This is a genomic window from Paeniroseomonas aquatica (assembly GCF_030409335.1).
GTDB classification, from domain to species: domain Bacteria; phylum Pseudomonadota; class Alphaproteobacteria; order Acetobacterales; family Acetobacteraceae; genus Belnapia; species Belnapia aquatica.
This window is the reverse complement of sequence record NZ_JAUFPN010000182.1, coordinates 102,398-113,007: the sequence shown is the minus strand read 5'-3', so window position 1 is coordinate 113,007 and position 10,610 is coordinate 102,398. Positions and strand designations below refer to the sequence as shown.

Genomic DNA, 10,610 nt, shown 5'->3' with positions numbered 1-10,610 from the left:
GCCGCCGCGGCGGCGGGCGGCGGCACCGAGCCCTCTCCCGCCGTTCCCGCCTGCGCCTGGCTGGCCTCGGCCAGGGCTTCCAGGGTGCGGAGGAATTCGGCCCGCCGCGCCTCGTCCTGCAGCAGCGAGGTCAGCCGGTCGATGTCGGCCGCGGTCAGGCTGGTGGCCGGCCTGGGCGCCGCCCGGGGAGCGGCCTGCTGGCTTTGGCCCTGGATCTGGCCCGGGGTCTGGCCCTGGCTTTGGCCGAGGCCGGGCGTGGCGAGGCCGGCGAGCAGGATCAGCAGCACCGGAAGGAAACGGGACAGGCTCATGGCTGCGGCAGCAACCCCATCATCCGCGCCGGGTCAAGCGCCGGCTGGCCGGCGGCCCGGGATTGCAGTTTTCCGGGGGGCGTCTAAGTGGTGATCATGAAGATCCTTCTGACCGTCCTGGTCGCCATCGGCATGCTGGCCACGCTCGGGACCCTGTTCGCCGGCATGCTGGGAATGGCCCGCAGCGACGGCAGCGGGGAACGATCCAACCTGCTGATGCGCTGGCGGGTGGTGATCCAGGGCATCACCCTGGTCCTGTTCGCCCTGCTGCTGGCCGTCTCGCGCGGCTAGTCCGGCGCGGGCAGGTGTTTTGACAGGCCGGCGGCGCCCGACCTATTTTGCCGCGCCATTTCCCGGGGGCAACCCCGGGCAGGATCGAGGGAGACCGGCAGCAAGGGGCATGATCGTGCCGCCCCCCTGAGCCGGCCCCGGTGCCCGCAAGGGGTGCCGGGGGCAACAGCAACAGCACGCAGGAAACGGCAGAGGCGATGAAGCTGCTCGTCCCCGTCAAGCGGGTCGTCGATTACAACGTGAAGGTCCGCGTCAAGGCGGACCAAACCGGCGTCGAGACGGCGAACGTCAAGATGTCCATGAACCCCTTCGACGAGATCGCGGTCGAGGAAGCGGTGCGCCTGAAGGAGAAGGGCATCGCCACCGAGATCATCGCGGTCTCCGCCGGCCCCGCCGCCTGCGCCGAGCAGATCCGCACCGCGCTCGCCATGGGCGCCGACCGCGGCATCCTGATCGAGCACGACGGCGTGCTCGAGCCGCTCGCGGTCGCCAAGCTCCTGAAGGCGGTGATCGAGAAGGAGAGCCCGCAGCTCGTCATCCTCGGCAAGCAGGCGATCGACGACGACATGAACGCCACCGGCCAGATGCTGGCGGCGCTGATGGGCTGGCCGCAGGGCACCTATGCCAGCAAGGTCGAGTCCGAGGACGGCGGGCTGAAGGTGACGCGCGAGGTCGACGGCGGCCTGGAGCGCCTGCAGCTGAAGCTTCCGGCCATCGTGACCACCGACCTCCGGTTGAACGAGCCGCGCTACGCCTCGCTGCCGAACATCATGAAGGCGCGCAAGAAGCCGATCGAGAACGTCAAGCCGGCCGACCTCGGCGTCGATGTCACGCCGCGGCTGACCGTGCTGAAGGTCGAGGAGCCGCCGAAGCGCCAGGCCGGCAAGAAGGTCGGCTCGGTGCAGGAACTGGTCGACAAGCTGCGCAACGAAGCGAAGGTGATCTGAGCATGGCCGTCCTGATCCTGGCCGACCACGACGGCAGCGCCGTCACCCAGCCGACCCGCAGCGCCGTCGCCGCCGCCACCAAGCTCGGCGACGTCACCGTGCTGGTCTTCGGCCCGCGCGCGGCCGCCGACAGCGCCGCACAGGTCGCCGGCGTGGCACGCGTGCTGCACAGCGAGGACGCGCTCTATGCCAATGGCCTGGCGGAGCCGGTCTCGGCCCTGCTGGTCTCGATGGCCCCCGAGTACTCCCACCTGCTGGCCCCGGCCTCGGCCGCCGGCAAGAACGTTATGCCGCGGGTCGCGGCGCTGCTCGACGTGCAGGTGATCTCGGACATCTCCGGCGTGGTCGATGCCGATACCTTCGTGCGGCCGATCTATGCCGGCAACGCGATGGCGACGGTGAAGTCCTCGGACGCGAAGAAGGTCATCACCGTCCGCGCCGCCAGCTTCGACCCGGCCCCGGCCACCGGCGGCAGCGCCGCCGTGGAAGCCGCGCCGAAGGGCGACGACCCCGCGCTCTCGACCTTCCTCGGCGCCGAGATCGCCAAGTCCGAGCGGCCCGAGCTGACGGCGGCCAAGATCGTCGTCTCCGGCGGCCGCGCCATGGGCAGCAGCGAGAACTTCCACATCATCGAGAGCATCGCCGACAAGCTGGGCGCCGCGGTCGGCGCCTCGCGCGCCGCGGTCGATGCCGGCTACGCGCCGAACGACCACCAGGTCGGCCAGACCGGCAAGATCGTGGCCCCCGACCTCTACATCGCGGTCGGCATCTCCGGTGCCATCCAGCATCTGGCGGGCATGAAGGACAGCAAGGTCATCGTCGCCATCAACAAGGACGAGGAGGCGCCGATCTTCTCGGTGGCCGACTACGGCCTGGTCGGCGACCTGTTCAAGGTGATGCCGGAATTCGAGGCCGAGCTGGCCAAGAAGTAAGGGCTCTCGACCAACACGACCGGGCCGCCCGACGCCACTGCGCGCGTCGGGCGGCCCTTTTCATATGGGGATGGCGACAATGGCAGAGGTGAAGAAGCTCGGGGTGATCGGCGCCGGGCTGATGGGCAACGGCATCGCCCATGTGGCGGCGCTCTCGGGCGTGCCGGTGGTGCTGGTGGACGTGAACCCGGCGGCGCTGGAGAAGGCGCTGGCGACCATCACGAAGAACCTGGACCGCCAGGCCTCGCGCGATGTCTCGAAGGGCGGCATCCCGGCCGGGGCCAAGGAAGCGGCGCTGGCCCGCATCACCACCGGCACCGACTTCGCCGGCTTCGCCGACTGCGACATGGTCATCGAGGCCGCGACCGAGAACGAGGAGATCAAGAAGAAGATCTTCGCCAGCCTCTGCCCGGTGCTGCGGCCGGACGCGATCCTGGCCAGCAACACGTCCTCGATCCCGATTACCCGCCTCGGCGCCGCGACCGACCGGCCCGGCCGCTTCGTCGGCATGCATTTCTTCAACCCGGTGCCGATGATGAAGCTGGTCGAGGTCATCCGCGGCCTGGCCACCGACGACGCGACCGTCGGCGTGGTGAAGGCCCTGGCGGAGCGGATGGGCAAGACGGTGGTCGAGGCCGCCGACTACCCGGCCTTCGTGGTCAACCGCGTGCTCTGCCCCATGCTGAACGAGGCGGTCTTCGCGCTGATGGAGGGGGTGGGCGACGTGGTCGCCATCGACAACGGCATGAAGCTCGGCGCCAACCACCCGATGGGTCCGCTGGAGCTGGCCGATTTCGTCGGGCTGGACACGCTCTACAGCGTGCTGAAGGTGCTGCACGAGGGGCTGGGCGATCCGAAGTACCGCCCTTGCCCGCTGCTGGCGAAATACGTCGAGGCCGGCTGGCTTGGCCGCAAGTCGGGGAAGGGTTTCTACGACTACAGCACGACGCCGCCGACGCCGACGCGCTGAAGCGAGGGGGCCGGGCGCCGTGGCGCCCGGCCCCGCCTGCTCAGCCGGCCTTCTTGCTGAAGTCGACCTTGTCGTTCTCGCCGGGATGCGGCGGCTCGCCGGTGGTGACCGCCTTCAGGTAGCCATAGGCGTGGACCAGCGTGCTGGACGGGCTGTCCCAGTATTCCGCACCCTCGCACTCGACCCGGATCAGCTCGATCTTGGGGTCTTCCGCGCCGCCGGGAAACCAGACCCGCATCGGCTCGCTCCAGAGCGACTTCTGCTTGGCCTGGTCGCGCACCACCGCGGCGGTGCCGCTGATCGAGACGTAGTTCTGGCTGGACGGGTCGGAATAGGCCAGCAGCACGCGGCCGTCGGCGCGCGTCTCGTCGGTCACCGCGCTGCCGGCGCTGGCGAAGAACCAGAGAACGCCGTCGAATTCCTTGTTCACCGCGCGCATCGGCCGGCCGCGCAGGTGGCCGTCGCGGCCCTCGGTGACCATCATCGTCACCTCGACGTCCTTGACCATCTCCCAGACCTTGCGCTTGGCCTCGGCGTCGCTGCGTGTCTCCGGCATGGTGTTCTCCTGTCCTATGTCGCGGGTCCAACGAATGGCGGCCGGGGCGGTTGCAGCCGGCGCGCGGGCCGCCGGGCAGGATTGATCCGCGGGCATTGATCCGCGGCCGCCGAAGGGTTACGCGCCCCTGGACGGATACCGAGGGAGACGCCGCGTGAGCGAAACAACCGAGCCGACGATCATCGCCCGCCGCGAGGGCGCCGCCGCCACCCTGCTGATGAACCGCCCGAAGACGCTGAACGCGCTCGACCTGGCGATGATCCGCGGCTTCCAGTCGGCGCTCGATGCCTGGGCCGCCGACCCGGCCGTGGCGCTCTTCATCGTCGAAGGCGCCGGGGGCCGCGCCTTCTGCGCCGGCGGCGACGTCCGCCGGGTGCGCGAGCAGGCGATCGCCGGCGACGCGGCCGCCATCGAGGCCTTCTTCGCCGAGGAATACCGGGTCAACCGCGGCATCGCCACGCTGGGCAAGCCCTGGGTCTCGCTCATCGACGGCGTCTGCATGGGCGGCGGCATCGGCGTCTCGGTGCATGGCCGCCCGGTGGTGGTGACCGAGGCCGCGCTGCTGGCCATGCCGGAGACCGCCATCGCGCTCTTCCCCGATGTCGGCACCAGCTACATCCTGCCGAAGCTCCCGGGGGCGATGGGCAACTGGCTGGCGCTCACCGGCGCCCGGCTGCGCGGCGGCGATGCCGTCCATGCCGGCCTCGCCAGCCACTTCGTCCCCAAGGCCAGGCTGCCCGCCCTGCGCGAGGCGCTGCTGGCCGGCGATGCCGGGGTGGTCGACCGCTTCGCCGAGGCCCCGCCCGAGGCCGGCTTCGCCCCGCACCGCGCGGCGATCGACCGCTGCTTCGGCCAGGACAGCCTGCCCGCCATCCTGGCGGCGCTGGCCGCCGAGGGCACCGACTGGGCCGCCGAGCAGACCAGGATCCTGCGCCAGATGTCGCCGACCAGCCTCTGCGCCTCGCTCGAGCTGTTGCGGCGCGGCGCCGGCGCCAGCCTCGACGACTGCCTCGAGATGGAGCTCGCCCTCGGCCGCAGCGTGGTCAACCGCCACCCGGACTTCCGCGAGGGCGTCCGCAGCGTGCTGGTCGACAAGGGCAGCACCCCGACCTGGACCCCGGCGACGATCGAGGAGGTCGATCCCGCCGCGATCCGGGCGCTGTTCGAGGGCTGATGGGGGGCGGGGTGCGTCAGCGCCCCGCCAGCACCAGCACCACGCCGACCACCACCGTCAGCGCGCCGAGCACCTCGGCCCGGGTCGGCGATTCCTTCAGGTAGAAGCGGCTGAACAGCAGGGTCATCAGGATCTCGACCTGCCCCACCGCCCGCACCAGCGCCACCGGCGCCAGGGCGAAGGCGCTGAACCAGCAGGCCGAGCCGCAGGCCGAAAGCGCCCCCACCTGGGCGCTGGTCCGCCAGGTGGTGAAGACGGCGCGGAGCTGCATCGGCTCGCGCGCCAGCAGCCAGCCGCCCTGCATCAGGGTCTGCAGGACATTGGCCACCACCAGCGTCACCAGCGCCCGGAGGATGGGGTCGTCGCCTGGCAGCGACAGGTTCGCCGCCTTCACCAGCACGCTGGTCAGGGCGAAGAAGAAGCCCGCCGCCAGCCCGCAGACCGCCGCCGGCTGCACCGTCGCCCGGGCCAGCTCGCGGAAGGAGGCGGCGCGCCCGGCCAGCGACAGCCAGAGCACGCCGCAGACCCCGATGGCGATGCCGACCCAGGCCAGCGCCGAGATCCGCTCGCCGAGCAGCACCAGCGCCAGGATGGCGCCCTGCACCGCCTCGGTCTTGGCATAGGCGGTGCCGACGGCGAAGCCGCGGTGGCCGAAGGCCATGATCAGCAGGTTGGTGCCGAGGATCTGCCCGAGGCCCCCCGCTGCGCAGAGCGCGAGGAACTGCCAGTTCAGCGCCGGCAGCGCCCCGCCGGTCGCCAGCATGTAGCCGCCGAGCAGCGCCGCCCCCACCGGCACGCCATAGAGGTAGCGCACCACCGCCGCCGCATTCACCGAAAGCTGGCCGCGCAGCTTCTGCTGCATGGCGGTGCGCCAGCATTGGAACAGCGCGGCGGTCAGCGTCACCAGCACCCAAAGTTGCATCGAGCCCGCCCGCCACCTATGAGCCGCGAGCCTAGGCGGAGTGCCGAGACCGTGCCAATCCCGCTGGACCGCCGCCCTGGGGTGCTGCTGCTGCTGGGCCTGCTGCTGCCGCTGCTGGCCTCCGTCGCGCTCAACGGCCAGTTCCGCAGCGCCGGGGTGCAGAGCGGCGACAGCCAGACCTACCTGACCGCCGCCTACAACCTCGCCCGTCACGGCAACTTCAGCGACCGGCCGGACGGCGCCCCGGCACTCGGCCGCGAGCCCGGCTACCCGCTGCTGCTCGCCGCGCTGATGCGGGCGGGCACGCCGCTCGCCGCCTTCACCCCGGCCTGCCTCGCCCCGGCCGGCGGCTGCCCGGATGCCATCTTCCAGCCGGCCCGCTGGGCCAACCTGGGGCTGGCGCTCGCCGCGGCGCTGCTGCTGGGCGGCCTGGCCTGGCGGCTGACCGGCTCGGCGCCGGCCGCCGGCATCGCCTGCGGCTACGTCGCGCTGAACCAGCAGATGCTGAAGGGGCGGTGGGAGGTGATCTCCGACTACCTCGCGCTGTTCCTGCTGGCGCTGCTGCTGGTGGCGCTGCTGCACTGGCTGCGGCGGCCAGGGCCTGGCCGCGCGACCGCCGCCGGGCTGGCGGCGGCGGCGCTGGTGCTGACCAAGGCGATCTTCTGGCCGGCGCTGCTGCTGGCCGCGGTGGGCTGCGCGCTGCGCTGGCGCCGGCTGCCGCGCCATGCGGCGCTGCTGCTGCTGGCCGCGCTGCTGCCGGTGCTGGCCTGGATGCTGCGCAACGACCTCGTCGCCGGCCACTTCGCCCTGACCGACGCGCGCTCGGGCATCGCCCTCTCGACGCGGGAGGTCTTCCTGCACCTCGATGCGCGGGGGATCGCGGCCGGCTTCGTCTTCTGGACCCGCGGCATGGGCGACGGCCTCGCCCGGCTGCTCTTCGCGCCCGAGGTCTGGCAGACCTTCCAGTACGAATTCCCCGGCGGCTACTACGACCTCGGGCAGAACCGCTACTGGCCCTGGGTCGCCCGCCTCGCCGCCGAGCAGGGGCTGGACGCGGAGGCGGCGCGCGCCGCGGTGGATGCGGCGCTGCGCGCCTCCTTCCTCGCCCATCCGCTCGGCTGGCTGGCCAGCACCCCGCCGCTGATCTGGCGCGGGCTCTGGATCGACGAATTCGTGGTGCTCGGCTTCCCCGCGCTGGTCGCGGCCAGCCTATGGGCGTGGCGGCGCGGCCATGGGGCCTGGCTGCTGCTGCTGGCGCCGGGCTGGTACAACCTGCTGGCCTATCCGGCGGTCAGCCTCAACGTGCCGCGCTACCAGATCACCGCCGTGCCGGCCCTGGCGCTGGGCGCGGCCTGGGTGGCGGCCCGGCTGGCGGCACGCCTCAGCTCGCGTCGAGCTGCAGGCCTTCCTTCTGGATGACGCCGCGCCACTTGGCGATCTCGCCGGCGACGAAGCGGTCGAACTCGGCCGGCGTCACCTTGAAGGGCAGGCCGCCGAGCTCGTCGAAGCGCTTGCGGGTCTCGGCCAGCTCGAGGTAGGCGCCGACCTCGGCATTCAGCGCGGCGGTGATCCCGGCCGGCAGCCCGGCCGGGCCGAACAGGCCGAACCAGGTGTTCACCTCGTAGGCCGCCAGCTCCGGCAGGGTCTCGCGCATCGCCGGCACGTCGGGCAGCTGGGCGTTGCGCTCGGCCCCGGTCACCGCCAGCGCCCGCACCCTTCCGCCGCGGATGTGCTCGATCACCCCGGTGAGGTTGTCGACCATGAAGCCGATGTTGCCCGAGAGCAGCTCGGTCTGCGCCGGGGCGCTGCCGCGGAAGGGCACGTGGATCGCCTCCACCTGCAGCAGCTGCAGCATCCAGACCGGCGAGAGGTGGGTCGATTGCCCGACCCCGGTGGAGCCGAAGCTGATCTTCCCCGGGCTGCCCCGCAGCCAGGCGGCGAATTCCGCCATGGTCTTCACCGGCGTCGCCGCATTGACCACCAGCACGTTCGGCCCGCGGATGGTGCCGGCGATGTTGGTGAGCTGCGCCGGCGTATAGGGCAGGTTGCGGAACAGCGAATAGGCGATCGCCTGCGGCCCGATGTTGCCCTTGAACAGCGTCAGCCCGTCCGGCTTGGCGCGCACCACCTCCATGGTGCCGATGGTGCCCCCGGCGCCGGTGCGGTTCTCGACCACGACCGGGGTGCCCCAGCGGGCCTGCAGGTGCTGCGCCACCAGCCGCGCCATGATGTCGGTGGTGCCGCCGGCGGCGGCGCCGACCACGATCCGCACCTGGCTGCGCGGCTGCCAGGCCGGCTGGGCGCGCGCCGCGGCCGGCAGGACCAGCGGCAGGCCGAGCGCCGCGCGGCGGCCGAGGGCGGCCATCAGCTGAGGTCCATCTGCAGGCCTTCCTGGCGGATGACGCGGCCCCATTTCTCGCCCTCGGCGGCGACGAAGGCGGCGAATTCCGCGAGCGTCCCGTGCAGCGAGGTGCCGCCCATCTGGCGCCAGCGGGCCTTGACGTCGTCCGTCTCCTGCCAGGTCTTCATGGCGCTGTTGATGGATTGCGCGATCGGCCGCGGCGTCGTCGCCGGCAGGAAGACGCCGAACCAGGTGTTGACGTCGAACTGCCCCAGCTCCGGCAGCGTCTCCCGCGCCGCGGGCACGTCCGGGAGCTGCGGGTTGCGCTCGGCGCTGCTGACCGCCAGCGCCCGCACGCTGCCGTCGCGGACCTGCTGGATGCCGCTGGTCAGGTTGTCCCACATGTAGTCGATGTTGCCGGCGACCAGCTCCATCATCGCCGGGCCGGCGCCGCGGAAGGGCACGTGGATCGCCTCGGTCTTCGTCGCCTGGTTGAACCAGACGCCGGTGAGATGCGGCGACTGCCCGACGCCCGGCGAGCCGAAGCTGAGCTTGCCCGGATTGGCCTTCAGATACGCGACCAGCTCCGCCACCGTCTGCGCCGGGATGCCCTTGCGGACCACCAGCACGTTCGGCCCCCGCACCGTGCCGGCGACCGGCAGCAGCGCATCCTTGCCGTAGGGCAGGCTGCGGTAGAGCGACAGGCCGATCGCCTGCGGCCCGATGTTGCCGAGCAGCATGGTCAGGCCGTCCGGCGCCGCCCGCACCGCCTCGGCGGTGCCGATGACGCCGCCGGCGCCGGAGCGGTTGTCCACCACGCAATTCTGCCCGAAGTGGCTCTGCAGGAAGGGCGCCAGCAGCCGGGCGCTGATGTCCGCGGTGCCGCCGGGGGCGGCCGGGACGATGAGGCGCAGCGGCTGGTTCGGCCGCCAGTCGGCGCCCTGGGCCCGCAGGCCGGATGCGAGCGCTGGCGTGGCGAGCAGGCCGGCGAGGGCCGCCCGCCGCGTGATCCTGGACATGCAAGTTTCCCCGGGTGGTTTGCTTGCCCCGGAGCATGCCCCGGAACGGCTCAGCCGACCAGCCCGAGCCCGTTCAAGCCGCCGAGCAATTCCGGCCAGCGCCGCGCCTCGGCCGACTGCCGCAGGATGCGCGCCCAGGCGACCCAGCCGGACCAGGCGATGCGCTTGTCCCAGGCGGTGCCCCAATCCGTCAGCAGCGCCAGCCCCGCCTCGGCATGGGACCGCGCCGCCTCCCAGTCGCCGGCGGCCAGCGCCAGCTGGGCCAGCAGCAGCCGGGGCTCGGCGACATGCGGGTTGTGCGCGACCGCCGCCTCCAGCGCCCGCCGCGTCGGGTCCGGGCTGCCGATCGGCAGCGCCCGGGTCACCGCCTGCCAGTACAGCGCGGCGGCCGCCATCTCATCCGCCGGCTCCAGCACCGCTGTGCAGCGGGCAAAGACCGGCGGCACCGGCAGATCCCATTCCGGCGGCATGTCGCCGAGCGGCTTGGCGAGGCGGGAGAGCATCGACAGCGCGCTGGCGGTCGGCTTCAGCGGCCCGGGCCAGAGGGCGGCGGCCCAGTGCTCGGCCACCCGCCGCGGCTTCTGCGGCCCGGGGAAGCCGGTGAAGATCTCGTCCTGCCAGGAATGCCATTGCTCCGCGATATCGGCCAGGGTGGCGATGGCGAACACCGCCACGTCCTTCATGCTGAGCAGCACGTCGGGCTTGCCCTCGCGCTCCAGCGCCATGCCCTCCTCCGGCAGGTCGCCTTCCTCCAGCAGCCGCCGCATGAAGAGGCTGCGCGGCATGATGCAGAAGGTGTGGATCAGCCGCTCGGCCTCCTCCCCGACGGCCGCCGCCAGCTCCGCCCGGTTGCCCGAGGCGTCGAACAGCTTCAGGTCGACGTATTCGTTGGAATAGACGCTGTGGAAGAGGCCCAGCAGCCGGACCTCGCGCGGCTGGTCCCACAAGGCGAGGGTCCGGTAGACACCCAGCAGGTGGTCCTTGAAGGTGCCGGCCTTGTGCCAGTCCTCGCCGGCGGCGCGGGAGAAGAGCAGCTCCAGCAGCTTCGGCAGCCCGGGGTCGATGGCGGCCCAGTCGTCGGCCAGCAGGGGTTTCAGCAGGGGATGCACGTGTTCGGGCATGGCGGGGCCTTCCGGCAGGATGCCCG

12 protein-coding genes are annotated in these 10,610 nt (G+C 72.1%); 6 read left to right on the top strand and 6 right to left on the bottom strand.

Going from position 1 to position 10,610, the window contains the following annotated elements; genetic code table 11:
• A partial coding sequence (locus tag QWZ14_RS20845) for a hypothetical protein (RefSeq protein ID WP_408903731.1) occupies window positions 1-311 on the bottom strand: 311 nt, incomplete at its 3' end.
• Window positions 312-407: 96 nt separating this feature from the next.
• Here QWZ14_RS20845 and QWZ14_RS20840 point away from each other — a divergent pair.
• From QWZ14_RS20840 to QWZ14_RS20825, 4 genes are all read left to right on the top strand, one after another.
• Window positions 408-602 carry a twin transmembrane helix small protein gene (locus tag QWZ14_RS20840; protein WP_290318788.1) on the top strand — a complete coding sequence of 65 codons (195 nt, stop codon included), beginning with the start codon at window positions 408-410 and terminating at the stop codon, window positions 600-602.
• A gap of 197 nt (window positions 603-799) precedes the next feature.
• Window positions 800-1,549: an electron transfer flavoprotein subunit beta/FixA family protein gene (locus QWZ14_RS20835; protein ID WP_290318787.1), complete on the top strand. Its 750-nt coding sequence runs from the start codon at window positions 800-802 to the stop codon at window positions 1,547-1,549.
• Between the two features lie 2 nt (window positions 1,550-1,551).
• Window positions 1,552-2,481 (top strand): electron transfer flavoprotein subunit alpha/FixB family protein, encoded by a 930-nt coding sequence (locus QWZ14_RS20830; RefSeq protein WP_290318785.1) that lies wholly within the window; start codon window positions 1,552-1,554, stop codon window positions 2,479-2,481.
• A 79-nt stretch (window positions 2,482-2,560) separates the two neighbouring features.
• On the top strand, window positions 2,561-3,451 hold the full coding sequence (locus tag QWZ14_RS20825) for a 3-hydroxybutyryl-CoA dehydrogenase (protein ID WP_290318783.1): 891 nt from the start codon (window positions 2,561-2,563) through the stop codon (window positions 3,449-3,451).
• A gap of 40 nt (window positions 3,452-3,491) precedes the next feature.
• Here QWZ14_RS20825 and QWZ14_RS20820 read toward each other — a convergent pair whose 3' ends face one another.
• Window positions 3,492-4,007 (bottom strand): pyridoxamine 5'-phosphate oxidase family protein, encoded by a 516-nt coding sequence (locus QWZ14_RS20820; RefSeq protein ID WP_290318782.1) that lies wholly within the window; start codon window positions 4,005-4,007, stop codon window positions 3,492-3,494.
• A 154-nt stretch (window positions 4,008-4,161) separates the two neighbouring features.
• On the opposite strand from QWZ14_RS20820, the gene QWZ14_RS20815 reads away from it, so the two are divergent.
• Window positions 4,162-5,181 (top strand): enoyl-CoA hydratase/isomerase family protein, encoded by a 1,020-nt coding sequence (locus QWZ14_RS20815; protein WP_290318781.1) that lies wholly within the window; start codon window positions 4,162-4,164, stop codon window positions 5,179-5,181.
• A 16-nt stretch (window positions 5,182-5,197) separates the two neighbouring features.
• Here the strand turns inward: QWZ14_RS20815 and QWZ14_RS20810 are convergent, their stop codons facing one another.
• Window positions 5,198-6,103, bottom strand: a complete 906-nt coding sequence (locus QWZ14_RS20810) for a DMT family transporter (RefSeq protein WP_290318780.1) — start codon at window positions 6,101-6,103, stop codon at window positions 5,198-5,200.
• A 51-nt stretch (window positions 6,104-6,154) separates the two neighbouring features.
• Here QWZ14_RS20810 and QWZ14_RS20805 point away from each other — a divergent pair, with 51 nt between their 5' ends.
• On the top strand, window positions 6,155-7,522 hold the full coding sequence (locus QWZ14_RS20805) for a hypothetical protein (protein ID WP_290318779.1): 1,368 nt from the start codon (window positions 6,155-6,157) through the stop codon (window positions 7,520-7,522).
• Here QWZ14_RS20805 and QWZ14_RS20800 read toward each other — a convergent pair.
• The 3 genes from QWZ14_RS20800 to QWZ14_RS20790 are packed head-to-tail and all read right to left on the bottom strand — an operon-like array spanning window position 7,485 to window position 10,584.
• Window positions 7,485-8,468 carry a Bug family tripartite tricarboxylate transporter substrate binding protein gene (locus QWZ14_RS20800; RefSeq protein ID WP_290318778.1) on the bottom strand — a complete coding sequence of 328 codons (984 nt, stop codon included), beginning with the start codon at window positions 8,466-8,468 and terminating at the stop codon, window positions 7,485-7,487. The genes QWZ14_RS20805 and QWZ14_RS20800 overlap by 38 nt on opposite strands.
• A complete protein-coding gene (locus tag QWZ14_RS20795) occupies window positions 8,468-9,463 on the bottom strand; it encodes a Bug family tripartite tricarboxylate transporter substrate binding protein (RefSeq protein WP_290318777.1) in 996 nt (331 codons plus the stop codon). The genes QWZ14_RS20800 and QWZ14_RS20795 overlap by 1 nt, the downstream gene beginning before the upstream one ends.
• 50 nt (window positions 9,464-9,513) lie before the next feature.
• Window positions 9,514-10,584: a DUF6817 domain-containing protein gene (locus QWZ14_RS20790; protein ID WP_290318776.1), complete on the bottom strand. Its 1,071-nt coding sequence runs from the start codon at window positions 10,582-10,584 to the stop codon at window positions 9,514-9,516.
• Window positions 10,585-10,610 lie beyond the last annotated feature (26 nt).